This window comes from Hymenobacter defluvii, assembly GCF_017589435.1.
Lineage (GTDB): Bacteria > Bacteroidota > Bacteroidia > Cytophagales > Hymenobacteraceae > Hymenobacter > Hymenobacter profundi.
The window spans coordinates 428,883-454,095 of the sequence record NZ_JAGETX010000001.1 but is presented as its reverse complement, the minus strand read 5'-3'; the positions used below and the strand labels follow the sequence as shown (position 1 = coordinate 454,095).

General features: G+C 56.1%; 24 protein-coding genes. 16 read left to right on the top strand and 8 right to left on the bottom strand.

Going from position 1 to position 25,213, the window contains the following annotated elements:
* Position 1: 1 nt before the first annotated feature.
* Positions 2–787, bottom strand: a complete 786-nt coding sequence (gene rsmA, locus J4D97_RS01785) for a 16S rRNA (adenine(1518)-N(6)/adenine(1519)-N(6))-dimethyltransferase RsmA (RefSeq protein WP_208306110.1) — start codon at positions 785–787, stop codon at positions 2–4.
* A gap of 132 nt (positions 788–919) precedes the next feature.
* On the opposite strand from rsmA, the gene J4D97_RS01780 reads away from it, so the two are divergent.
* The 13 genes from J4D97_RS01780 to J4D97_RS01720 all read left to right on the top strand — a co-directional run bounded on the left by J4D97_RS01780 (position 920) and on the right by J4D97_RS01720 (position 13,565).
* Positions 920–2,371 carry a leucyl aminopeptidase family protein gene (locus J4D97_RS01780; RefSeq protein ID WP_208306109.1) on the top strand — a complete coding sequence of 484 codons (1,452 nt, stop codon included), beginning with the start codon at positions 920–922 and terminating at the stop codon, positions 2,369–2,371.
* Positions 2,372–2,565: 194 nt separating this feature from the next.
* Positions 2,566–3,582 carry a 4-hydroxythreonine-4-phosphate dehydrogenase PdxA gene (gene pdxA, locus J4D97_RS01775; protein ID WP_208306108.1) on the top strand — a complete coding sequence of 339 codons (1,017 nt, stop codon included), beginning with the start codon at positions 2,566–2,568 and terminating at the stop codon, positions 3,580–3,582.
* A gap of 106 nt (positions 3,583–3,688) precedes the next feature.
* Positions 3,689–3,859, top strand: a complete 171-nt coding sequence (locus J4D97_RS01770; protein WP_208306107.1) for a hypothetical protein — start codon at positions 3,689–3,691, stop codon at positions 3,857–3,859.
* Between the two features lie 12 nt (positions 3,860–3,871).
* On the top strand, positions 3,872–6,568 hold the full coding sequence (locus tag J4D97_RS01765) for a glycoside hydrolase family 2 protein (protein WP_208306106.1): 2,697 nt from the start codon (positions 3,872–3,874) through the stop codon (positions 6,566–6,568).
* Positions 6,569–6,839: 271 nt separating this feature from the next.
* Entirely contained in the window at positions 6,840–7,187 is a 348-nt protein-coding gene (locus tag J4D97_RS01760; protein WP_185283335.1) for a helix-turn-helix domain-containing protein, read from the top strand.
* A 77-nt stretch (positions 7,188–7,264) separates the two neighbouring features.
* The gene (locus J4D97_RS01755; RefSeq protein WP_185283334.1) at positions 7,265–7,798 is read left to right on the top strand and encodes a YceD family protein; all 534 of its coding nucleotides are present in this window, start codon (positions 7,265–7,267) and stop codon (positions 7,796–7,798) included.
* A gap of 48 nt (positions 7,799–7,846) precedes the next feature.
* Complete coding sequence (gene rpmF / locus J4D97_RS01750; protein ID WP_185283333.1) at positions 7,847–8,071, top strand: 50S ribosomal protein L32; 225 nt, start codon at positions 7,847–7,849, stop codon at positions 8,069–8,071.
* Between the two features lie 71 nt (positions 8,072–8,142).
* Positions 8,143–9,087, top strand: a complete 945-nt coding sequence (plsX, locus tag J4D97_RS01745) for a phosphate acyltransferase PlsX (RefSeq protein WP_185283332.1) — start codon at positions 8,143–8,145, stop codon at positions 9,085–9,087.
* A 58-nt stretch (positions 9,088–9,145) separates the two neighbouring features.
* On the top strand, positions 9,146–10,150 hold the full coding sequence (locus tag J4D97_RS01740) for a beta-ketoacyl-ACP synthase III (protein WP_208306105.1): 1,005 nt from the start codon (positions 9,146–9,148) through the stop codon (positions 10,148–10,150).
* A gap of 125 nt (positions 10,151–10,275) precedes the next feature.
* On the top strand, positions 10,276–10,839 hold the full coding sequence (efp, locus tag J4D97_RS01735; protein ID WP_187317753.1) for an elongation factor P: 564 nt from the start codon (positions 10,276–10,278) through the stop codon (positions 10,837–10,839).
* Between the two features lie 29 nt (positions 10,840–10,868).
* Positions 10,869–11,369: an acetyl-CoA carboxylase biotin carboxyl carrier protein gene (gene accB / locus J4D97_RS01730; protein WP_208306104.1), complete on the top strand. Its 501-nt coding sequence runs from the start codon at positions 10,869–10,871 to the stop codon at positions 11,367–11,369.
* Between the two features lie 121 nt (positions 11,370–11,490).
* Positions 11,491–12,837, top strand: a complete 1,347-nt coding sequence (accC, locus tag J4D97_RS01725) for an acetyl-CoA carboxylase biotin carboxylase subunit (protein WP_208306103.1) — start codon at positions 11,491–11,493, stop codon at positions 12,835–12,837.
* Positions 12,838–12,941: 104 nt separating this feature from the next.
* Positions 12,942–13,565 (top strand): Uma2 family endonuclease, encoded by a 624-nt coding sequence (locus J4D97_RS01720; protein ID WP_208306102.1) that lies wholly within the window; start codon positions 12,942–12,944, stop codon positions 13,563–13,565.
* Here J4D97_RS01720 and J4D97_RS01715 read toward each other — a convergent pair.
* Complete coding sequence (locus tag J4D97_RS01715; protein WP_208306101.1) at positions 13,562–14,134, bottom strand: DUF3109 family protein; 573 nt, start codon at positions 14,132–14,134, stop codon at positions 13,562–13,564. The genes J4D97_RS01720 and J4D97_RS01715 overlap by 4 nt on opposite strands.
* A gap of 114 nt (positions 14,135–14,248) precedes the next feature.
* Complete coding sequence (locus tag J4D97_RS01710; protein WP_208306100.1) at positions 14,249–15,412, bottom strand: glycosyltransferase family 4 protein; 1,164 nt, start codon at positions 15,410–15,412, stop codon at positions 14,249–14,251.
* Positions 15,413–15,523: 111 nt separating this feature from the next.
* Here J4D97_RS01710 and J4D97_RS01705 point away from each other — a divergent pair, with 111 nt between their 5' ends.
* The 3 genes from J4D97_RS01705 (at position 15,524) to murA (ending at position 20,044) form a co-directional block, all read left to right on the top strand.
* A complete protein-coding gene (locus tag J4D97_RS01705) occupies positions 15,524–17,779 on the top strand; it encodes an ATP-dependent helicase (RefSeq protein WP_208306099.1) in 2,256 nt (751 codons plus the stop codon).
* A 147-nt stretch (positions 17,780–17,926) separates the two neighbouring features.
* Positions 17,927–18,622 carry a DUF4290 domain-containing protein gene (locus J4D97_RS01700; RefSeq protein ID WP_185283323.1) on the top strand — a complete coding sequence of 232 codons (696 nt, stop codon included), beginning with the start codon at positions 17,927–17,929 and terminating at the stop codon, positions 18,620–18,622.
* Positions 18,623–18,739: 117 nt separating this feature from the next.
* On the top strand, positions 18,740–20,044 hold the full coding sequence (gene murA, locus J4D97_RS01695; protein WP_208306098.1) for a UDP-N-acetylglucosamine 1-carboxyvinyltransferase: 1,305 nt from the start codon (positions 18,740–18,742) through the stop codon (positions 20,042–20,044).
* A gap of 76 nt (positions 20,045–20,120) precedes the next feature.
* On the opposite strand, the gene J4D97_RS01690 is transcribed toward murA, so the two are convergent.
* The 5 genes from J4D97_RS01690 to J4D97_RS01670 all read right to left on the bottom strand — a co-directional run bounded on the left by J4D97_RS01690 (position 20,121) and on the right by J4D97_RS01670 (position 25,160).
* Positions 20,121–20,456, bottom strand: coding sequence for a phage holin family protein (locus tag J4D97_RS01690; RefSeq protein WP_208306097.1), 336 nt, complete (start codon positions 20,454–20,456; stop codon positions 20,121–20,123).
* Positions 20,457–20,552: 96 nt separating this feature from the next.
* Positions 20,553–21,644: an agmatinase family protein gene (locus J4D97_RS01685; protein WP_208306096.1), complete on the bottom strand. Its 1,092-nt coding sequence runs from the start codon at positions 21,642–21,644 to the stop codon at positions 20,553–20,555.
* A gap of 112 nt (positions 21,645–21,756) precedes the next feature.
* Positions 21,757–22,380 (bottom strand): chemotaxis protein CheC, encoded by a 624-nt coding sequence (locus J4D97_RS01680; RefSeq protein WP_185283319.1) that lies wholly within the window; start codon positions 22,378–22,380, stop codon positions 21,757–21,759.
* A 78-nt stretch (positions 22,381–22,458) separates the two neighbouring features.
* On the bottom strand, positions 22,459–24,093 hold the full coding sequence (locus J4D97_RS01675; RefSeq protein ID WP_208306095.1) for a chemotaxis protein CheA: 1,635 nt from the start codon (positions 24,091–24,093) through the stop codon (positions 22,459–22,461).
* Positions 24,090–25,160, bottom strand: a complete 1,071-nt coding sequence (locus tag J4D97_RS01670) for a chemotaxis protein CheB (protein WP_208306094.1) — start codon at positions 25,158–25,160, stop codon at positions 24,090–24,092. Before J4D97_RS01670 ends, J4D97_RS01675 begins: the two co-directional genes overlap by 4 nt.
* Positions 25,161–25,213: the final 53 nt, after the last annotated feature.

Genomic DNA, 25,213 nt, shown 5'->3' with positions numbered 1-25,213 from the left:
TCTATTGCTTATGCTGTTCCACCCACTTCGTCAGTTCGACAAACTCCCCTACCCCTAGTTGCTCGGCGCGCTTGTCGAACACGGCATCCGTAGTAGCCTCGGCGGGCATACCGAAAGGCTTAAGAGCATTGCGCAGCGTTTTGCGCCGAGTTTGAAAGGCTTGCTTCACTACCTGAAAAAACAGTTTTTCGTCGCAGCCCAGGTGCTCGGTGGCGTTGCGGGTGAGGCGAATAACGGCCGACTGCACTTTGGGCGGCGGGTTGAACACGTGCGGCGGCACCGTGAACAGGTATTCAACTTCATAGAATGCCTGCAACAGCACGCTCAGGATACCATAGGTTTTGGATCCGGGTCCTTCGGCCAGGCGGTCGGCCACTTCCTTCTGTATCATCCCTACCACCTCGCGCACCTGCTGGCGGTGGGCCAGCACCTGGAAGAAAATCTGGCTGCTGATGTTGTAGGGAAAGTTGCCGATGATGCTCAGCGGCTCGCCGGGGAACAGCTCGTCAAGATTCTGGCGTAGGAAGTCGGCGGAGATGATGCGGTCTTCCAGCGCCGGAAAGTGCTGCTGCAAGTAGGCTACTGATTCGCGGTCGATTTCCACCACCGACGTGCGGTAAGCCGGGTTTTGCAGGAGCGTGCCGGTAAGTACGCCCATGCCGGGACCAATTTCGAGCACCTCGCGCACACCGTTGGGTAGGCGCAGCGCCTCCACGATGCGCCGGGCAATGTTGGGGTCGGCCAAAAAGTGTTGACCTAAGTGTTTTTTGGCTCTAACAGAATCCACGGGCGAGGCGTTTAGGGAAAAGGCCGGGCAAAGTGCCTACCTTGCGAATTGCCAAAGATACGCCCGAAACCGCCGTTTTGAGCGGCTCTGTTGTTCTCGCTTTCGACTTTCAGTACTTCTCCTACTGTCTTTATGTCTCTCCAACTCACCTACGCGGCCACCGCGCCCGCTGCTGCCGACACCGTTTTCATCCTACCCGCCGGCACCACCACACTGCCCGATGCTGCCGCTACCGACCTGCCCGATGTGGCTCGACAGTACGTCAACGACCAGCTCGCTGCGGACAGCAAGCTCATCAGCCTCAACCACTTCACGCACCAGCATTACTTCGTGGTGGCCGCCGATAAGGCTACCCCTGCCCTCGCGGCCGAGGCCCTGCGCAAAAGCGGCCACCAGATGTACGCCCGCCTGAAAACCGACAAAGTAGCCGCACTCTACGTGCAGGACCTCACCTCCGACTCGGCCGGCGCCCTACCCCTGGCCGAGGGCATCGCCCTGAGTGCCTACCAGTTTGCAGGCTATAAGACCGATGAGAAGTCGCAGCAAGCCCCTACCCTGGCGCAGGTGTACCTCACCGGTTCAGCCTTCACGACTCAACTGGTCCAGGAGCTGCAAGCAGTAGTAGAGGGTGTGTTCCTGGCCCGCGACCTGGTGAACGCACCGTATAATAAGCTCAACGCTACGCAGTTTGCTGAACGCATGGCTGCGGCGGGCGAAGAAGCCGGCTTCCAGACCGAAATTCTGGATTTGGTGCGCATTGAAGCCTTGCGCATGGGCGGCTTGTTGGGCGTGAACCAAGGTTCGCCCGAGCCGCCTACCTTCACTATTATGGAGTACAAGCCCGAGGGCGCCACCAACGCCAAGCCGTTTGTGCTGGTAGGCAAGGGCGTGGTGTACGACACGGGCGGCCTCAGCTTGAAGCCTACCCCCAACAGCATGGACATGATGAAGTGCGACATGGCCGGCGGCGCGGCCGTGGTGGGCACGCTTTACGCCCTGGCCAAAAACCAGGTGCCGCTGCACGTCATCGGCCTGGTGCCAGCCACCGACAACCGCCCCGGCGGCCCTGCCTTCGCCCCCGGCGACGTACTGACCATGTACAGCGGCCTAACCGTGGAAGTACTGAACACCGATGCCGAAGGCCGCCTGATTCTAGCCGACGCGCTGGCCTTCGCCAAGAAATACGACCCCGCGCTGGTGATTGATATGGCGACCCTCACCGGGGCTGCCGCTCGCGCCATCGGGCAGGAGGGCATTGTGGGCATGGGCACCACCGACGATTACATGCAGCAGCTCCAGCAGTCGGGCCGCCGCGTGCACGAGCGCGTGGTGGAGTTTCCGCTGTGGGAAGAATACGCCGAGCACATCAAGTCCGACATTGCCGACATCAAGAACCTGGGCCGCGCCGAAGCGGGTGCTATTTCGGCGGGCAAGTTCCTGGAGCGCTTCGCCGAGGGCTACCCCTGGATTCACCTGGATATTGCTGCTCCCGCCTACCTCATGGCGCCCGACAGCTACCGTGGCAAAGGCGGCACCGGCACCACCGTGCGCCTGCTCTACGATTTCCTGAAAACGCAGGCGTAAGCGGTTTTATAAGTCCTCAAAAAGCCCTCTGTCATCCTGAGCGGAGCGAAGGACCTTCTCACGTCTGAACAAGTCATTGCTACTATTATCGTTCAGACGTGAGAAGATCCTTCGCTCCGCTCAGGATGACAGACGATTTTCAGACGCTACCCCACGGAAACCGAAAACTCACAACCCACAACTTCACCATTTCCATGAGCCACCTCCCCCGCATCGGCATTTCCGTTGGCGATTTGGCCGGCATCGGGCCGGAAATTATTTATAAAACCTTCCTCGACGCGCGTTTGCTGAAGTATTGCACGCCTGTGGTGTATGGCATGGCTACGTCGCTATTCGACGATTTTCCGGTAGATGAGCAGATAGGACCGCTCACGTTCCGGCAGGTGCGCTCGGCCGCTGATATCGACCCCGGCAAACTCAACGCCGTGACGTGCTGGGAGGAAGACTTCGTGCTCACGCCCGGCCAGCCTACCCAGGCCAGCGGCACGGCCGCCCGCGAGTCGTTAGTGGCTGCTTGCCGCGACCTGAAAGACGGCCTGCTCGATGGCATCGTTACGGCGCCCATCAGCAAGGAGAATACGCAGTCCGACGAGTTTCGCTACCCCGGCCACACCGAGTTTCTAACTAGTTTCTTCGGAGCGCCCGAAAGCCTGATGCTGCTGGCCAGCGACGACCTGCGCGTGGCTACCCTCACGGGGCATATTCCATTGAAAGACGTGGCCGCCCGTGTCACGCCCGAGCTGCTGCGCACCAAGCTGCAAATCCTGCTGAACTCGTTGCGGCAGGATTTCGGGATTGAGAAACCACGCGTGGCCGTGCTGGGCTTGAATCCGCATGCCGGCGAAAATGGTCTGCTGGGCACGGAGGAAGGCAAAATTGTAACGCCCGTTATTCAGCAGTTTTTGCAGGAAGGCCACCTCGTGTACGGCCCCTACCCTGCCGATGGCTACTTCGGCACCGGGCAGTATCATCAGTTCGATGCCACGCTGGCACTCTACCACGATCAGGGCTTGGTGCCGTTTAAAACGCTGGCCTTCGAGCGCGGCGTGAACTACACGGCGGGCCTGCCCATCGTGCGCACCTCCCCCGACCACGGCACGGCCTACGGCCTGGCCGGTCAGTTCCGCGCCGACCCTACCTCCTTCCGCGAAGCCTTATATATGGCTTGCGACCTGGTGCGCCAGCGCGCCGGCCAAGTGGTAGTGTGGTAGCCGCCACCAGATACAGGACACTACCGGATAGTTTGTGCCCGGCTTAGTAGGTACTTTACCTACCAAGCCGGGCACGGCTTTTCCTCTCATTCCTATTCTACTTCCAGTGAAGCTATTTTTCGTTTTGCTGCTGATCCTCGGCGGATTTTGCGCCCAGCCAGCTCTGGCCCAGTCGGGCGCTCCGCAGAAGCAGGTACAGTATCTCTCGGGCCGCGACAACCGCCCTACCGTGCAGTGGGATTTCTACTGCACCGGCGGCCGAAAAAGCGGTTTCTAGACTAAAATTGCGGTGCCCTCGTGCTGGGAGCAGCAAGGCTTTGGCGCCTATAACTACGGCCGCGACTACAAAACCTACGGTAAGCATTTCCGCTTTGCCGATGAGCAGGGCAAGTACAAGCACACGTTTCGGGTACCGGCCAGCTGGCAGCAGAAGCGGGTATTTATTGTGTTTGAGGGCTCGATGACCGATACCGAGGTCAACATCAACGGGCAGTTGGCCGGCCCCATCCACCAAGGCGCGTTCTACGAGTTCAAATACGACATCACCGACAAGTTGCGCTCCAATGGTCAGGACAACCTGCTGGAAGTGACGGTGAGCAAGATGTCGGCAGACCAATCGGTAAACAACGCCGAGCGCCTGGCTGACTACTGGGTGTTCGGCGGCATTTTTCGGCCCGTGTACCTGGAGGCCTACCCCCAACAGTTCATCACCCGCACCTCGGTTGATGGGCAAGCCGACGGACGTTTCGGGATGCAGGCCTACCTACGCAACGTACCAACCAACACCCAGGTACAGGCCGAAATTCTGGATGCAGCGGGCAAAATCGTTGGAACGGCGCAGGCCACCACGGCTGCCAACGATACGGTCGTAACGCTTCGCACCACCGTGCGCAAGCCCTTGCAGTGGACTTCCGAAACGCCTACCCTCTACCGCGTGCGCACCAGCCTGAAATCGAACGGCAATACGCTGTACCAGACCACCGACCGGTTTGGGTTTCGCACCATCGAAATACGGCGGGGCAAGGGCATCTTCGTGAATGGCACGCAGGTGAAGCTGAAAGGCACCAACCGCCACAGCTGGTGGCCCGAAACCGGCCGCACCCTCAACGACTCCATCCAGCTGGCCGACGTGCGTCTCATCAAGCAGATGAATATGAACGCTGTGCGCATGTCGCACTACCCGCCCGACGTGAAGTTCCTAGACCTTTGCGATTCGCTGGGTCTCTACGTGCTCGACGAGCTGGCCGGCTGGCAAAAGGCCTACAGCACCAAGGCCGGCGCGCCGCTGGTGCGCGAAATGGTGACGCGCGACGCCAATCGCCCTAGTATTATCTTCTGGAGCAATGGCAACGAAGGCGGCACCAACAAGGAGCTGGACGACGATTATGCGCTCTACGACTTCTCCAAGCGGCCCGTCATCCACGCCCACCACCGCCCCGGCAACCAGCACAACGGCATCGACACCAACCACTATGAGAACTACTACAGCACTGAAAAAATCCTCCAGGACTCGCTCATTTACATGCCCACTGAGTTTTTGCACTCCCAGGACGACGGTGGCGGTGGCACCGCGCTGGCCGATTTCTGGGAGTTACACTGGAAGTCGCCGCGCTCGGGCGGAGGCTTTTTGTGGGCGTTGGTGGATGAGGGCATCGTGCGCACCGACCAGCGCGGCATCATCGACGTGAATGGGGTGAATGCACCCGACGGCGTGGTGGGGCCGCACCGCGAAAAGGAAGGCAGCTTCTACGCTATTCGCGACATTTATTCACCTGTTAAAATCAGCCTGACGGAGCTGCCAGCCAAGTTTAAGGGCACAGTACCGGTGGAAAACCGCTACCATTTCCTGAACCTGAATCAGTGCGCGTTTCGGTGGGAGCTGGTGAATTTTCGTAAGCCCACCGACCCGTTTACGGGTTACATCAGTCAGCAGAAAGGCACTGCTAAAAGCCCTGCCGTAGCTCCGCTGGCCACTGGTCAGCTCAAGCTGGACCTGCCCAAAAACTGGCAGCAGTACGACGCGCTAGTGCTTTCGGCCTACGATCCGCAGCAAAACCTGGTGCAGCGCTGGACCTGGAAAACCGGCTCCAACACGCAGTTGCTCAGCGGTGTGCTCCCTACCCCCGCCAAAGGCGCGGTACAGGTAGCCGAAACCGACTCGACCCTGACGCTGACGGCCAGCAACATCAGCGTAACCTTCAACAAAACTAATGGCCACATTACGGGCATCAAGGGCAACAACGGTGACAAACTGTCCTTTGCCAACGGCCCGGTGATGGTGAGCGGCAAGGCGGCCTTCACTAGCCTCATGCACCGCACCGAGGCCGACGGCGAGGTAGTGGAAGCCCGTTACACCGGCGACCTGAAAGCCGTGCGCTGGAAGATGCACAGTTCGGGCTGGTTGCAGCTCGACTACGAATATGCCCTACCTGCCGGCGACTACCCGTTTGAAGGCGTGAGCTTCACCTACCCCGAAAATTACGTGCTAGGGGCCAAATGGCTGGGCAAAGGCCCCTGCCGCGTCTGGAAAAACCGCTTGCAAGGCGTGGGCCTCAATGTATGGGAAAACCCTTACAACAACACCCAAACCGGCGCCGCGCCTTGGATTTACCCTGAGTTTAAGGGCTATTTTGCCGATGTGGTGTGGCTAGAAATGAACACCGTAGAAGGCAAGTTCCTGGTTGCCAGTCCCGACCCTGGCCTCTACGTGCGCCGCTTCGAGTTCTATGGGCTGTCGGGCGTGAAGTCGTTTGCGGCCCTACCCGTTGGCAACTTGTCGTTTCTGGATGCCATTCCGCCGCTGGGCACCAAGCTGGCCCTCAACATCGACACCAACACCCCGAACCTTGGCCCAAGTGGCGAGCTGAACCACGTACGCGCCGGCGACGCGCCGAAGAAACGTACGCTCTACTTCTACTTCGGCCTACCCCAAACGGATAGTAAACCCCAACCCTACACGGCGCCGGTAAAGGACGATCTGTTTTAACCGTATCGAGCCAACCACGTCACGGCACTTATGGCGTTGGGGTTGTTTAAAAGCCCTGAAGCCATGCTACTGAGTAAACGAATTCAGTTCTTTTTTCGATTTACAAACACCTTTTTGCACACATAACTTTCCGCGCAACGCGTTGTTTTATAACACACTATCATCTACACGAGCTTTATAAAATCTTTCCAAAATCGAAACTTTATTTCACGTCTGAAATTTATTCACGACCTTTGCACCAGCTTTTAAAAACCGGTTGCTCTTCAGTCGCATGACGCTTTCCACTCCAGCTCAATATCGCCAGGCGCTGCGCCGTTTGGATGCCTTGCTGGCGGTGGCAGATGCGGGGGAGGAAACGCAGGCACTGGTAACGGCACTGGCGCAGTACGAAACCCGACTGCAACATCTGCCCAGCCTACCCGTCACGCTGGCCGAAATGATTGAGCTGAAGCGCCAGCATTTGCAGCTCAAGCAAAAGGAATTGGCTCAGTTGCTGGAGGTGCCGGCCGGCCGGCTGTCCCAGATTTTGAGTGGCAAGCGACGCGTGACGCTGGACCTGGCCAAAAAGCTCTACGAACGCCTGGGCATTAGTCCGGAATTTATTCTGAAAACTGCCTAAGCCCTTTTCCGCGTCTGACCGCACCTTCACAAACCGCGGAAATCTTTCTACTTTTGCCCCCTGCTATTCAGTCGACCGTGAAAAAAGACTCTCAATTTGACCTCAACATCGCCAAACTGGCGGATAAAATGCATCACTATGCATTTGAGTTGGGGCCGGACTTCTTCGCCCGATTTGATCAGCAATTGATTCAGGAAGGCAACCTGCACGTGGATCTGGACTTGCTCAAGACGGACCGCCTGATGACCCTCGACTTTCACATCAAAGGTACCGTGCAGGTCACCTGCGACCGAAGCCTAGATGATTTCGATCAGCCGATTGACGTGCAACGGCAGCTCTTGGTGCGCTTCGGCGACACCTACGCTGAGCTGGACGAGGACGTACTGCAAATTACGTCCGACACGCAAGTGCTACCCATTGCGCAGCACCTATTTGATTATATCGGTTTGGCTATTCCGATGAAGAAGCTGCACCCGCGCTTCCAGAACGAGCCCGACGAAAATCCTGATGCCGACAGCAAACTCATCTTCACGACTCGCACCGAGGGCGAAGATGACGATGACGACGACTACACTGACCCCCGCTGGAACGCATTGCGCAACCTGAATTAGCGCTTGGTCATTCAACATTTAACACTCAACATTTAACATTTCAATACCATGGCTCATCCTAAGCGCCGCACCTCCTCCGCCGTACGTGACAAACGCCGTACCCACTACAAACTGACTCCTAAAGCTGTAACGGCTTGCCAAACCACTGGCGAACTGCACCTGCGTCACAAGGCCTACGTGGTAGACGGCGACCTGTACCTGAACGGTAAAGTAGCTATCAAGGACTACGCTCCGGTAGCATCGGCTGCGGCTCCGACCGAAGACGAAGAGTAGCCCCCACTGCCCCTCGCTGCTGGCCCCTCCCGGCCGATTAACCTGACCTTTGACTTCCTTAACACCCGTTCATGAAGATAGCCCTGGACGCAATGGGGGGCGATTTCGCTCCCCAAGCTGCCGTCGATGGTGCCGTGCTAGCCGCGCAGAAACTAGCCGGTAAAGCTCAAGTTGTGCTCATCGGCCAGGAGGAGGCTGTACGGCCGCTGCTCCAGCAACATGGAGCAGCGGCCGATAGCCTGGCTTTCATCCCCGCTACACAGGTAATTGCCATGGGCGAGCACCCTGCAAAAGCCTACCAGCAAAAGCAGGATTCGAGCATTGCCGTAGGCTACCGGATGCTACACAGTGGTGAGGTAGACGCATTCTGCTCGGCGGGTAGTACTGGTGCCATGCTAGTTGGTGCCATGTTCAGTGTGAAGGCAGTACCTGGTGTATTGCGCCCGGCTATTGCCAACTTTGTTCCGAAGCTGCACGGTGGCTATGGCATCTTTCTGGACGTAGGCGCCAATGCCGAGTGCAAACCCGAGATGCTGGAGCAGTTTGGCGAGTTAGGTTCGCTCTACGCACAATATGTATTAGGCATTGCTACCCCCAAGGTAGGCCTGATGAATTTGGGTGAGGAAGAAGGCAAGGGCACTGCTCTGCTGCAAGCCGCTCATCAATTGCTGAAAGTCAATCCGCATATCCACTTCATTGGCAATATCGAAGGGCGCGACCTGTTCAACGACAAGGCGGACGTGGTAGTATGCGATGGCTATACCGGTAACGTGATGCTGAAAATGGCCGAGTCGATTTATGATATTCTGGTTGAGCGTCATACCATCGTAGATCCGTTCTTCGAAAAGTTTAACTACGAAGCCGCTGGCGGTAGCCCTATCCTAGGCATCAACGACAATGCGATTATCGGCCACGGTGTAAGCACACCCACCGCTATTTGTAGCATGCTGGTGCAAGGCTATCAAATGGCCGAATCCGGTATTTCTGACCAAATCAAAGCTACCTTTAAGTCTTAGTGACGTTAGTCCGGCTCCGGCCGGACTTTGTGTTACCGCGCTTCTCTCTCCCCCAAAGATGAAGATAACTGCCGCCATTACCGGAGTAGGGTCCTACGTACCCGACTACGTGCTTACCAATCAAGAACTTGAAACTCTGGTAGATACTACCGATGAGTGGATCGTAAGCCGAACGGGAATCAAGGAGCGGCATATTCTGAAAGGCGAAAATCAGGGCACGTCAGTGATGGCTATCAAAGCCGTAGAACAGCTGCTTGCCAAAACCGGTACGCGCGCCGAGGAAATTGATCTACTGATTTGCGCTACTACTACGCCGGACCTGGTTTTTCCGGCCACTGCCAACATTATTTCGGCGGCCATTGGCACCACCAAAGCATTTAGCTTCGACATGCAAGCCGCGTGCTCGGGCTTTTTGTATGCCCTCACTACGGGTGCGCAGTTCATCCAAACCGGCACTTACAAGAAGGTAGTGGTAGTAGGAGCCGATAAGATGTCGAGCATCATCGACTACACGGACCGTTCTACCTGCATCATTTTTGGCGACGGCGCCGGCGCCGTATTGCTGGAGCCTACTACCGACGGCCTGGGCCTACTCGACCACGAGCTGTGCTCTGACGGCCGCGGCGAGCAGCACCTGCACCAAAAAGCCGGTGGCTCACGCCGTCCTCCCTCTGCCGAAACGGTGGCCAACCGTGAGCATTTCGTCTACCAGGAAGGCGCGGCTGTCTTTAAGTTTGCTGTGAAAAACATGGCCGACGTAGCCGCTCAGGTAGCTGACCGCAACCACCTCTCTGCCGACGACATCGCTTGGCTGGTGCCGCACCAAGCCAACAAGCGCATCATCGACGCTACGGCTCAGCGCGTGGGCATCGGCCCTGAGAAAGTGATGCTTACCATTCAAAAGTACGGCAACACTACCAACGCCACCATCCCGCTTTGCTTGGCCGATTACGAGCAGCAGCTCCGCAAAGGCGACAACCTCATTTTTGCGGCCTTCGGGGGTGGCTTCACTTGGGGCGCGCTCTATGTGAAATGGGCATACGACAGCGCTTCGCGCAATTAAGAATTACTAATTAGGAAGTATAAGATTGACCGTTTCAACAGGTTTTCACCCCATAATAGCGACCAATTTCACGTCCTGATTTTTTCAATTCTTAATTTTAAATTCCTAATTCCTAATTAAAAGAAATGGCTACTACCGCAGACTTCCGCAACGGGCTCGTGCTGAACTACAACGGCGACCTGCACGTCATCACTGAATTTCAGCACGTGAAACCCGGTAAAGGACCGGCTTTCGTGCGTACTAAAATGCGCAACATCAAAACCGGCAAAACGCTAGATAACACGTTTAATGCCGGGGTGAAGGTGGAAACCGCCCGTGTGGAGCAGCGCCCGCATCAGTACCTGTTTCAGGACGACTACGGCTACACTTTCATGGACAATGCTTCGTTTGAGCAGGTAGTGCTGCCCGAGGCTATGGTACCCTTTGCCGATTTGATGAAGGAAGGTCAGGAAGTAACTATTCTGTTCCACGCCGAAACCGAGCAGCCTCTCACGGCCGAACTGCCCACCACTGTAGACTTAGTAGTAACGTACACCGAGCCCGGTTTGCGCGGTGATACGGCTACCAACACCCTCAAGCCTGCCACTGTAGAAACGGGCGCCCGCATTCAAGTGCCGCTGTTTATTGATACCGACACCAAAATCCGCATCAAGACCAGCGACTACAGCTACGTCGAGCGGGTTAAGTAATTCTGCCAGCAACTCCACCTACCGTGCTCATGAAAGCCAAAGAACTACAAGACCTAATCGACTTCATTGCCAAATCGGGCCTGAACAAAGTCAACATTGAAACCGAGGAATTTAAAATCTCGGTTCAGCGCGAGCCTAGCTACAAGCCGGTGATTAGCAGCGCAGCCCCTGCTCCGGCGCCAGCAGCTCTGGCTGCCCCTGCTCCGGCAGCAGCCCTACCCGCCGCTCCTGCTCCAACTGCAACGACCCCGCCAGCTCCAGCCTCAGAACCTGCATCCGCGGCTGGCAACTACCAGCCGTTGAAAGCGCCGATGATTGGCACCTTCTACCGTAGCAGCAGCCCCGAATCACCCGTATTTGTGCAGGTAGGCGATTTGGTAGAGAAAGGCCAAGTGATCTGCATCATCGAAGCCATGAAGTTGTTCAACGAGATTGAAGCCGAGCAGGCAGGCCGCGTGGTGAAGATTATGGTTGACAACGCTACCCCCGTTGAATACGACCAGCCGCTGTTCCTGATTGAGCCGATGTAATTTGTTGGGGTCTTGGGGTCTTGGGGACGTAGGGTCTTGGTTTGTTGCCAGCTCTACGTCCGCAAGACCCTTTCCTTTTTCTACTAAGACCCCAAGCTCCTAAGACCCCAAGACCCCACTCATGTTTAAGAAAATCCTCATTGCGAACCGGGGCGAAATTGCCCTGCGGATTATTCGCACCTGTAAGGAAATGGGTATCAAGACGGTAGCCGTGTACTCGACTGCCGATAAAGACAGCTTGCACGTGCGTTTCGCCGACGAAGCTGTGTGCATCGGGCCGCCTGCTTCGTCGCTGTCCTACCTGAATATTCCGAGCCTGATTGCGGCCGCTGAGATTACCAACGCCGATGCTATTCACCCTGGCTACGGCTTCTTGTCGGAAAACGCGGAATTCTCGCGCATCTGCCAGGAAAACGGCATCAAGTTCATCGGGGCCTCGCCCGAGATGATCAACCAGATGGGTGACAAGGCCTCGGCCAAAGCCACGATGCTGAAGGCCGGCGTACCGTGCATTCCGGGCTCCGTGGGCCTGCTCGACTCGCTGGAACAGGGCAAGAAGGTAGCTACCAAAATTAAGTACCCCGTTATCCTGAAAGCTACGGCCGGCGGCGGTGGCCGCGGTATGCGCATCATCAACTCGGAAGAGGAGTTTGAGAAGGCTTGGAACGACGCCCGCACGGAGGCCAAAGCCGCCTTCGGTAATGACGGTGTGTACCTGGAGAAGTTCGTAGAAGAGCCCCGTCACATCGAGATTCAGGTAATTGGCGACCAGTACGGACACACCAGCCACCTCTCGGAGCGCGACTGCTCCATTCAGCGCCGCCACCAGAAGCTAGTGGAGGAAGCGCCTTCGCCCTTTATGACCGACGAGCTACGCGAGCGGATGGGCAAAGCTGCCGTAGCTGGAGCTTCGGCTATTGGCTACGAGGGGGTAGGGACCATTGAGTTCCTCGTAGACAAAAACCGAGATTTCTACTTCATGGAAATGAACACCCGCATTCAGGTGGAGCACCCCGTGACGGAGGAAATCATCAACTACGACCTCATCAAGGAGCAAATCAAGGTAGCCGCTGGCATCTCGATTACGGGTAATAATTACTACCCCCAGATGCACGCCATGGAGTGCCGCATCAACGCCGAGGACCCCACGAATGGCTTCCGCCCGTCACCCGGCAAAATCACGACGCTGCACATCCCTGGCGGCCACGGTGTGCGCGTAGATACGCACGTGTACGCGGGCTACACTATTCCGCCCAACTACGACTCGATGATTGCCAAACTCATCACCACGGCCCAAACCCGCGAGGAGTGCATTGTGAAGATGAAGCGTGCTCTCTCTGAGTTTGTGGTAGAAGGCGTGAAAACGACCATCCCATTTCACTTGGCCTTAATGGACAATCAAAATTTCCGGGACGGTGATTTCACCACTAAGTTCCTAGAATCGTCTTTTGATTTTTCGACGCTGTAAGTCATTTTAAGACGATGCAAGCAACACAAAGAAGCGCTGGGGATAGCCCTGGCGCTTCTTTGTGTTTAATCTTGCTATTTTACTAAGTATAAATACACTACCCTATGCCAACCCAGCCTGACTATACGCGCCGCTACACGGTGGAGGAATACTTTGCATTAGAAGAGGCGTCGGATATCCGGCACGAGTACTACCACGGCGATATTTTTCCGTTGGATACGCCTGAAAACAAAGTAGGCGGTACAAAGAGACATAATTTAATTATTCAGAACTGTGTAGTGGCTCTACGCGGAGCATTGCGCGGACGAGGATGCTCCGTCTTTGCTGAAAACGTGCGGGTAGCCGTGGATGAAAATCAACACTACAATTACCCAGATGTAGTGGTCAGTTGTGCCCCTAACGATGCTGATCCACGGACTGTGCATCAACCAGTGCTTATCATTGAAGTACTTTCAACTTCTACAGAGGCGCGCGACAGAGGCTGGAAGTTTCAACAATACCAGCAGATTCCTTCGCTTCAGCACTACGTGCTTATTTCACAGAGACGCCGGCTTGTGGAATACTACACACGTCATGCAGATGAAAACTGGTTGCTGACTTCTGCAAGAGATTTACAGCAAAAGATTACGCTGTCAGCTCTCGATATCCAGGTTTCGCTGGCCGTTATCTATGAGGATATCGAAACCGGACCGGATGAAGACTCGCCTTTACTTCGCCTACCGGATTAATCCTGCGCACTACCCTCAATCTCCTGCACCAGTTCGCTGTACCACGCTTCACCGTACTTCCGAATCAACGGCTCTTTCAGAAACTGGTACACGCGCACGCCTAGCTCGCCCCCAAAGGCACAGGCCGGATTACAAATGCCCCACCGGTCGTAATTCAGCGCCTCAAAATCTTCGTACTTGCTGATACGAATAGGGTAGAGATGGCAGCTAATGGGCTTTTTGAACGTGGTAGCGCCCGCCAGGTAGGCCTGCTCGATACCACATTTCAGGATGCCGCGCTCGTCGTAGAGGGCGTAGGCGCACTCCCGGTCGTTGATAGTGGTAGTGCTGAAATCGCCTTCCCAATCTTTGATGTAGAGACCTTGTTGCTCAATGGCATCGCGGCCAGCTTCGGTGAGGTAGGGCTTGATGGCCTCATATTCCTGCTCCAGAATTCGCAGTTCGTTTTCCTCCAGGGGGGCGCCCAGGTCGCCCTCTACGCAGCAGGCACCCTTGCAGGCTTCTAGGTTGCACACGAAAAAGTTGTCGCGCACATCGTCGGAAATGACGGTATTCTGAATGATGATCATAGCGTAGGTTTCTGCTGAGGTTCGCAGAGATAGGATAATGTACAAACAGCTCCTGAGTGGCGCGTTGTCACACAAAACAAAACGCAAAGATAACCATTCGTTGGCGGCTTTAGGTTACAACAACTGATACAGAATACCCTCCGTTAGTGCGCATTGCTGGTGGTGCGAGTAGGTACGTATGGCCGTTTGTTGGGCCCGCAGGCCCATTTCCTTCGCCTGTGCTGGTTGTTGCAGGCACCAGGCCACTGCGGTTAGCCACGCTTGCGTATCACCAAGCGGGTAGAGAATACCTGTCTCGTCGTTCACCAGAATTTCGGGGGTACCGCCTGCTTCTGTTGCCACGATGGGTAGGCCAGCGGCCATGGCCTCAATAGTAACCATGCCGTATGTTTCGTTGACAGAGGCCACCAAAAACACGTCGAGGGCGCGGTAGGCGACCTGGGGCTGGTCTGTGAAATCACGAATGTGCACGTAAGGCATCAGCTCTAACTCCCTTATTCGATCTAGCACTGTTGCTCGGTAGTGGCTGGCGGGCTGATTATTTTTGGTTACCTCTCCTACCAGCACCAAGTGCAACTCTTGCTCTGGAAACTGCCGCCGCAACTGGTGAAAGGCCTCCACCACAAATTGCTGCCCCTTCCCTTCGTCGAAACGACCAATCAGGCCGAGCAGTTGGCCCGTGGCCGGTAGTTGAAGCTCCTCACGCGCCTGCTGCGTAGTGAGACCCGGATGCAGGAAACGCTCCAATTCAATCCCCAACGGCACCACGTGCACACGGCGCATATCCATGTGGGTCTTCTCCCCTACCTGCTGGGCCAGACCAGGCAGCGGGGTTAGCCAGGCATCCAGCGCCCGGTAGCGTAATGTGTGCAACAAGTCGCGCTTGGCGAGGCCCAGCTGCATGTGTTGCTGATATACCAACCGCACGTGCGGCGCCCGCCACCGTTTGCAGAGCACCGCCAAAGGCAGGTCCTGATTTTGCGTAACGATAAGTACGCGCGCGCCGTGCCGCCGCAACGCGGTGCGCAACCGCCAGGCAGCGGGAACATCTACGGCGCGCAGGGGGTTGGACAAGTAGCAAATAGGCACTCCCTGCCGCTGTGCCTGTGCCGCTAGTGGCGAACCGGCCAACCCGATAAGCTCCACGGGCCAACCACGTTCGAGCAACCAGCCGGCTAGCTTAACGGTGTTAATTTCCAGACCGCCCCAGCTGGCCGAAAGACATAGAATGGTCAGCGGAACCGGTGTGGGAGCGTTGGCAAGACCAGCAGCAGACATAGGGTAGAAAGGCAATGACACAAGCGAAAAAGAACCGCAAAGATACTTCGTTTCGTCTGCCGCCCGCAAAGCCGTATCTTTGCTAACCCGCCAAAACGCTTAGCTTTTCGCATGGCCTTAGATTATCTTTCTTTACTGAACCCTTCGCAGGGCGCCGCGGTGATGCAGACCGAGGGCCCGTGCATGATTATAGCCGGCGCCGGTTCCGGCAAAACGCGTGTGCTTACGTATCGCATCGCCAACCTGCTCGAAAAAGGTGTTGATTCGTTTAACATTTTAGCCCTCACCTTCACCAACAAAGCGGCTCGCGAGATGCGCGCCCGTATTGAGAAGGTGGTAGGCCCCGAGGCTAAAAACCTCTGGATGGGCACGTTTCACAGTATTTTCGCCCGTATTCTGCGCTCCGAGGCCGACAAGATGGGCTACCCGCGCAGCTTTACCATCTACGATACCCAGGACTCCAAGACCCTGGTAGGGCAGATTTTAAAAGAGCTGGAGCTGGATGACAAGCTTTACAAGCCAGGAATGGTGCTGGGCCGAATTTCGGCCGCCAAAAACAAGCTGATTTCGGTGCAGCAATACCTCAACGACCCAGCCATTCGGGCCGACGACGAGGCAGCGTTGCGGCCCAAGATTGGCGTGATCTACCAACAGTACCAGCAGCGCTGCTTCAAGGCGGGCGCCATGGACTTCGACGACTTGCTATATCAGACCAACGTCCTGTTCAAAGACCACCCCGACGTGCTGAATAAGTACCAGAACATCTTCAAGTATGTGATGGTCGACGAGTATCAGGACACCAACTACTCACAGTACCTCATCACGCGCAAGCTATCGGCCAAGGACCGCAATATTTGCGTGGTAGGCGACGATGCGCAAAGTATTTACGCCTTCCGAGGCGCTGACATTCAGAACATTCTGAATTTCGAGAGAGACTACCCTGAGTTGCAGGTGTTTAAGTTGGAGCAGAACTATCGCTCCACTAAAAACATTGTACGGGCAGCCAACTCCGTCATCAAAAACAACCAGGCCCAGCTGCGCAAGGACGTTTTCTCGGACAACGAGGAAGGTACGCTGATTGAGGTGCTAAAAGCGGCTTCCGACAATGAGGAAGGCAAGCTGGTGGCGCAAAGCATCTACGAAGACAAGATGAACCAGCATCTGTCCTACGACGACTTTGCCATCCTGTACCGCACCAACGCCCAGAGCCGCGCCATGGAAGAATCCCTGCGCAAGCTCAACATCAAGTACAAGATTGTGGGTGGCTTGAGCTTCTACCAGCGCAAGGAAATCAAGGACCTGGTGGCCTACCTGCGTCTCACGGTGAATCCCAACGACGAGCAGGCCCTGCGCCGCGTGATTAACTACCCCAAGCGCGGCATTGGCGATACGACTATTGCCAAGCTGGTGGAAGCGGCCGAGCAGAGCAACCACTCCTTGTGGGAAGTGGTGAGCAACGCCGACCAGTTCCTACCCGCACGCGTGTCTAACCCAGTGGTGGGCTTCGGAGAAAAAATCAAGGAGTACACCGCCAAAGCGGCCATCCACGATGCGTATGAGGCCGCCAAGCAGATTGCCAAGGAATCGGGCATGATTGAGGAACTGTATGCTGATAAAAGCATTGAAGGCCTGTCGCGCTACGAGAACATTCAGGAATTGCTGAATGGCATCAAGGCCTTTGTGGAAGACCCCGAACGCGAGGAAAAGTCGCTGGGCGCGTTTTTGCAGGACATTGCACTGGTAACGGATGCCGATACCAAGGACGCGCAGGCTGAGGGCGAACAGGTGACGCTGATGACGATTCACTCAGCCAAGGGTTTGGAGTTTCGCAACGTGTACATCGTGGGCATGGAGGAAAACCTATTTCCTAGCCAGATGATGATTACCTCGCGGGCCGATCTGGAAGAAGAGCGCCGCCTATTCTATGTGGCCATCACGCGAGCCGAGAAAAAGCTCACGCTCAGCTACGCTACTTCGCGCTACCAGTGGGGTAACCTGCGCAGCTGCGAGAAAAGCCGCTTCCTGGATGAAATCGACCCGCAGTTTGTTGACTTCAAGTTTGCCGCTACGCCGGCCGGGCCGGGCGCGGGCGAGTCGCCGTTTGGGCACGTGTTTGAGCGGCGTTCCAATCTGGTGCCACCTGCTCCACGTAAGACTGTCGCTACCAAATACGTAACGCCTTCCGATTTCAAGCCCTCTGACACCAGCAGCCTGCAAACAGGCCAACGCGTAGAACATCCTAAATTCGGCTTCGGCACCGTAGCCAAGCTCGAAAAGCAGGATGGTACTACTAAGGCAACCATCAAGTTTGAGGAGGTAGGCGAAAAAACGCTACTCCTGAGTTTCGCTAAGCTGCGAGTGCATTGAGGAAATGTTGAGTTGAAAACTCAATACTTCCCTACCGTATATTTAACCTCGAATTGCACTAAATCGGAGTAGGGCATTTCTTGACTGGCGCACGGCAACCGCTGTGCGCTAGGTGTATCTCCTACCCTCCGGTTGTTTTCTTTCCTCATGACTATCCCTACTGAACATAATTTGCTAGTGCGCGAGTACGGCCAGAGCACCTACGAGCTGGTGCAGCAGCTGAGCACCATCGAAGACCGCGACGAGCGCACCCGCCGCGCCCAGCAGCTGGTGCAGCTGATGCTGCGCTTGCAACCCAGCTTGCGCGACCAGCAGGATGTGCAGCAAAAGCTCTGGAACCACCTCTACATTATGGCCGGTGAGGACCTGGACGTGGACGCACCCGTAACCATGCAGGGCACCCTCAACCAAGCCAAGCCTGCTCGCGTCCCCTACCCTGCCAAAGCCCCCAAGCTCAAAACTTATGGCCGCGGCGTGGAACTGATGATTGAGCAGGCGTCCGAGTTGGAAGACCCAGCGGAGCGTGAACAGGCCACCATCACCATCGGGCGGACCATGAAATTTTTGTACCGTTCCTACAATAAGGAAAACGCCAAAGACGTGACCATCCTGAAGCACCTGAAAGAGCTGTCGGGAGGTAAGCTCACGCTCGACCCGGCGCAGGTAGACGCGCAGAATCTCTTTGAATTTGCGACCAACGGCCGGCCGGCGCCTTTCATCGTGCCGCAGCCCCGCAACGACCGCAACGACCGGCGCGGTAGTTCCGGCAATAATAACCGACGCGATAAACAGCGCGGCCGCGGTAAAAAAGGCCGTCAGGAGCCGCAACAGCCGCCGCAGTAAGCTTTATTGTTAGCTGTTGGCTAATGGCAGTTAGCTGTTAGCTTTGTCCCCTCAATTTCTCTCCCAACGCCTTGAAAAGCCGATAGCCGACCGCTATCAGCTACTAGCTCCTAAAAAATGGCATCTTTTGAAGTAATCGGCGGCCAGCCCCTCAAGGGCGAAATCATCCCCCAGGGCGCCAAAAATGAGGCGCTCCAGATTTTGTGCGCTGTGCTGCTCACCGCCGAGCCAGTCACCATCAGCAATATTCCCGATATCCGCGACGTGAACAAGCTCATTGAGCTGCTGCGCGACATGGGTGTGAAGGTGGGCAAGATTGGCGTCGACACCTACGTATTTCAGGCCGACGACGTGCATTTAGACTACCTCGATACGGAAGCCTTTGTGGCCCAGGGTAGGGCGCTGCGCGGCTCGGTGATGATTCTGGGGCCGATGTTAGCTCGTTTCGGCAAGTGCCAGCTCCCACGCCCCGGCGGCGACAAAATTGGCCGCCGTCCGCTAGACACGCACTTCGTGGGCCTCGAAAAACTGGGTGGTAAGCTCACACTGGAAGGCAACGACTTCTACCGCATCAGCACCGACGGCAAGCTACAAGGCACCTATATGTTGCTGGATGAGGCCTCCGTAACGGGTACCGCCAACCTCGTGATGGCGGCCGTGCTGGCCGAGGGCACTACCACTATTTACAACGCCGCGTGCGAGCCCTACCTCCAGCAACTATGCAAAATGCTGGTACGCATGGGTGCCAAAATCAACGGCATCGGCTCCAACCTGCTCACTATAGAAGGTGTGGAAAGCCTTGGCGGCACTGAGCATCGCATGCTGCCCGACATGATTGAAATCGGCTCGTTTATCGGGTTGGCGGCCATGACGGGCTCCGAAATCACCATTAAGAACTGCCAGATTGCGGAGTTGGGCCTGATTCCGGATACGTTCCGCAAGCTGGGCATTCAATTGGAATTTCGGGATGATGACATTTACATTCCGGCCCAGGACCACTACGAAATCAATACCTACCTTGATGGTAGCATCCTGACCATCTCGGACCACACCTGGCCTGGCCTCACCCCCGATCTACTCAGCATCATTCTGGTAGTAGCCACTCAAGCCAAAGGTACGGTGCTGATTCACCAGAAAATGTTTGAGTCGCGTCTGTTCTTCGTAGACAAGCTGATCGACATGGGTGCCCAGATTATCCTCTGCGACCCGCACCGCGCCACCGTTATCGGGCTGGCTAAGCGCACGCGCCTGCACGGCATCAGCATGACCTCGCCCGACATCCGGGCTGGGGTAGCGCTGCTCATTGCTGCGCTATCGGCTGAGGGCCGCAGCGTGATTGAGAACGTGGAGCAAATTGACCGCGGCTACCAGCACATCGACAAGCGCCTGACGGCGTTGGGTGCGCAGCTGCGGCGGCTGTAAGTATATAGCGCTAAGCCAAAGAAAAAGCCGGCTGCTCTGTATGAGCAGCCGGCTTTTTCTTTGACTTTATTGATAGTTAGTCAACTACCTTGTCTACAACCGTAGTTACCAACGACAGCACTATGCTAAACAGTAGCGCTGCAAAGAAACCGCTGATTTCAAAGCCGCTCAGTAGATAGCTGGCCAGCATGATGATCAGGGCATTGATAACCAGCAGGAACAAGCCCAGGGTGATGATGGTGATGGGTAGGCCAATGAGTTGCAAAATTGGCTTCACAAACGCGTTGAGTAGTGCCAACACGATAACCAGCCAAATAGCCGAGCCGAACCCATCGATGTGCGCGCCGGGTAGGAACGCAGCCAGTAAGTACGTCAGAATGGCTGTCAGCAGTAGTTTGAGTATGAATCCCATGATTGGAGAGGGTTAGGGAGAGAAAAAAAGACCAGCCTGCAACCGCAGGCTGGTCCATTCATACGCAAATACAGCATTAGCGTTCGGCTATATAACCTATTCGGCTTTGCGCGCTTTCAAACGGCCCTGCGATACGGCCATCCAGTTGCACAGATTGTAGAGTAGTCGAGCACCTACAATGGCATTCCATTCGGTGTCGCCGGGGGCTACTTCGTTCAGATCGAAGCCAATGATTTCGCGGCCCGAGCGCACAATTTGCCGCACCAGATATACGGCTTCCTCAAACTCCAGTCCGCCAGGCACGGGCGTGCCGGTACCGGGGCACAGCTTGGGATCCAGTCCATCAATATCAAAACTGATGTATACTTTCTGGGGTAGCTGCGCGATAATCTTGCCGCACTGCTTTTTCCACGATTTCTTGGCGTACATCTCGTCGCGCAGGAAACGGTTGTGGAACATCACCACGCGTCCCCCCGACTGGTCGATGGTTTCGGCCTCCTGCTGGCACAAATCGCGGATGCCTACCTGCACTAGCTTCTTCACCTGCGGCAGTTGCAGGGCGTTGTGCATAATGGAAGCGTGCGAATACGTGAACCCCTCGTAGGCGGGACGCAGGTCGCAGTGCGCGTCGATTTGCAGGATACCGAACTCCTGGTGGCGCTCGGCTAGGGCGTGTAGGTAGCCTAGCGGCGTACTATGGTCACCGCCTAGCACGACCACGGCTTTGCCAGCGTCGAGATGGGCGCCGGTCTTGTTTTTCAGCCACGTGAGCAGTTCCTGGCCACGTTGGCTGATGGCGTTGGCTGTGCCGGCAAAACGCGTCGCATCGACGTCGGGTTGGCCCGCCTCCAGCCAGCCGATGTAGCTGGCGGCCTGCTCGCGTAGGGTACGACTTTCCTGAGCCCAGTGCTCATCCACTTCCTCCATCGCCAGACCTAGGCGCCAGGCATCCGGAATGTCTGGGTCATAGAGGTCTACTTGCAATGAGGCGTCGCGGATGGCTTCGGGGGCTTCGGCGGTGCCAGCACGGTAGGAAACAGTGACTTCCCACGGCACGGGCACAATTACCATTTGAGCTTCCTCCACCGTGAAGGGTAGCCCATACACCCCGCCCGCCGTGTCACCAAGGGCATTGGGGTCGAAGTTAGCCAGCTTTTGTTCCAGCGAAGAATCAGCGGAATATTCCATGAAAAAGCGGTAAAAAAACGAATGAAAACAAAACGCCGGCTACCGTCCGGCTGAGTACACTAGTAGTCAACCAAACAATAGCCAGCGCGAAAATACTTCGCAAACGGCGTACTTACGCCGGGGCTTGCCCGCCCATGAAATTATAGGTGCGGATAATTTCCAGCATTTTAGCAAACGTCTCGCGGTCAAAGAAAATCATCAGTGGCAATTCTACGGAGTTGTCCTTGTCGGAAAACTGGGTGATAACCGAGAAAATCAATGGTTGCACCATGGGCCGGTTGCTCATCAGGCTATTGAGCGAGTCGGCGATATTGCCACGGGGTGCCACGGGCGGCGCGCCGTAGATATTCGACTTTAGAATGTTAGCCAGCTGCGTTACCAAAGCCCCCGTAATAATGTTGCTTATTTCCAGTAGCAATGATTCCTGCATCGCGTCTATCTTGATGCTGTCGCTCACATTCATCCGCAGGCACACTTTGGAAAGTCGCTGCACATGCTGCCCCGAAAAGAACATGAGCGTGGTGCCGTTGAAGTCACCCTTAATATCAGACTGAATGATGACGTGCGTACCCTCGTACTCGTGCACGCGCCCTAGGATATTGCTGCCCGGCACTAGGTCCAGGTTGGGCACCTCTAGCAGCACCCGCTCCTGCGCAATTACCGCGAAGGAGTCAGCTGCTCTAGCCAGGCCAATGTTCAGAATCTCGCGGATGATGTCCCGCTCTAGTTCTGTCATGTGCAAATCCATAGGAATGTATCAATTAAGCGGCCTTTCTCAACGGTTGAGATTGTCCGGTGTCTGCAAGTACGTGTTTTATGGGCGCTTGGCTAAAAAAAGTCGGGTGAGGGCGGGTACATCCAGCACCAAGCAAACCTGGCCGCTTCCCAAAAGGGTTACCCCCCCGAACAAATCAATAGTATCAAGCGGTTTACTCATGGGCTTGATTACGATGCTCTGCTGACGCAGAAACCGGTCAATGATCAGGCCCAGCTTACGATTATTGTAATTGACGATGATGATGTCCTGCCGGCCTTGCAACTCGTGGCGGTTGGCGGGCGGCAATGGGCCGTCGCCATTATGCAACAAGCGGCGCAAGTCCACCACGGGCACGTTTTCGTCCTGTACCTCGGCCAGCAGCAAGCCGCCTACCACGTGCAAGTCCTCCGGCTGCAACGATACCACCGAGTCGGTGTGCATCAGCGGAATGGCGTAGCTGCGTGCATCCAACTCGAAAAGCAGGGCGCCTTTTACCGCAATAGAGGTAGGCAACACCAGCGTGAACGTGGTGCCTTTGCCTAGGGTAGAACTAACGCGCAATTGCCCCCCGAGCGAATCGATAGCCAGCTTCACAACATCTAGCCCTACCCCACGGCCCGAAATGTCGGTGATTTCCTTCGCCATGGAGAAGCCCGGCTCAAACAGAAACGCCCGCACGGCATCGTCGTCGAGCTGCTGAGCTGCTTCGGCACTTACCAGGCCACGTTCCACAGCCTTGCGGCGCACACTGTCTACGTTGATACCGGCCCCGTCGTCGGATACTTGAATCAAGACGTTGTCGCGCTCCGTTTGAGCAGCTAGTGTCAGTTGGCCTTGGGCTGGCTTACCGGCTTGTTCACGCACAGCTGGCGCTTCAATACCGTGTCCAATGGCGTTGCGCACTAAGTGCAGCAGCGAATCGGTAATGATTTGTAGGATGTTGCGGTCAATCTGGATATCTTGACCGTCTACCTCCAGCGCAATATCTTTCTTCTCGGCGGCCGCCACATCGCGCACCACTCGCGGAAACTTGTTGAATAATGAGCCTACATTCACCAAGCGCACGTCCATGATGCTGTACTGCAACTCATCGGAAATGCGGAATAAATGGGCAGCCGTGGCTTGCAACGCCGGGCTGTCGCTTTCCTTGCTCAGTGTCAGAATTCGGTCGCGGTCAATGATCAGCTCTCCTACGAGATTCATCAGGTGGTCGAGCTTCTTGATCTGGATATATACCAGATCCGACAACTCCAGTTTGCGGTTGGCATCGTCGTCATCGGCTTCCGGCTGGTCTTCCAGGATAGGCTCCTCACCGTTCACCAATCGGTCAAGATTCGCCAGCAGCGTGTCAGCGGAAGGCAGTTCGTTGCCGGCGCCTACTGCCCGAATCATTTCGCCTATGGTGTCTACCCCAGTGAATAGCACCGGCACCACGTTACCCTCAAAGGTGCGCTCTTTGTCGCGGATGAGGCCGAAGATGGTCTCCATGCGGTGCGCTACCTCGCTGATGGCAGGGTAGCCCATGGCGCGGGCGTTGGCTTTCAGGTTGTGCATCAGGCGGAACAACTCGTTGAGCGCCGCCGCATCTGCCGGATTTTTCTCTAATTCACTAATATGGCGGCTCATGGCGTCGTAGTACTCGAGCGCCTCCACCATAAATATTTCGCGGTATTCTTCTTCTCTCGATTTCATAGCTGACTAGCGGGAGAAACAGAAGAAACCAGGCGGCGGCCAGGCCGGGCCTGCAACGCAAAGCGATTGATATAACCAGGAATGTCTTTTAGTAACAGTTCCTGATCAGCATACCCCGCTTGCAGCACCGATTGGGGCATAGCGGCTACGGCAGCCCCACGCTGCACAATCACTTGCCCGCCGCGCTGGCGAATAGCACGGGCACCTTGCGTCCCATCGTTACCCAGGCCACTGAGAATAACGCCCAGTGTAGGTCGCCCCGTCGTCTGCACAGCAGATTGCATCAACAGATCGATAGAGGGTAGGTTATTGGGAGCACTAAGCTCCACCTCTGTGAAGCTGGTTTGCCAACTAATCCAAGGCGTGCCCGTGGCTGTTTTGATGGTGGTGTTGCCGCCACCGGGCACCACTATTATTTTACCGGGCGTCAGGATGGTGCCCGCTTTGCCGTTCACTACAGGCAGCGACGTAACGCGGCGCAGACGGTCTACCAGTGTTTGGGTGAAAAGGGCCGGCAGATGCACCGCCACTAAAATAGCACAGTTGGAAGGGAGTAGTTGATGCACTACGCTTTCCACGGCTGCCGAACCACCCGTAGAACCACCTAGCACCACAATACCAGTGGGTAGCGAGGTAGGCCCTGCCTCCGGCAATGCTTGGACAAATGTCTCAGGATGTGTAACGACCGACCGTAGTTTCTGCAACAATGATAACCGCCAATTGAAAAATGCCGGGCTTTCCTGCGGTACCCAAGGTCCAAAATAGTCGTGCACATTCCAGCGGGTAGCTTGCCGGAGACGGGCGCCCCCCAACGAGAAAGCACTGTATAAAACCACTGGCACCGGATGCACCTGTGCCAGCTCAGCTAGTTCCATCATGCCACTTTCATCGGCAATCACTAGGTCTACCTGGTATTGTCGGGCCGTGACGGCTATCCTACCCCGTGCCGGTTGCACCGGCACCACCTGCCAAGCGGGTTCGCTACGCAATAGGCACACTAATTCCGCCCGCACCAGCGGTGGCAAATTGCCAATTAGGACAGAAATAGGAGTGAAAGGACTAGACACGAAATGGGTACTACAAGTGACGGCACCATGGGCCGCGCACAAAGAAAACAGGC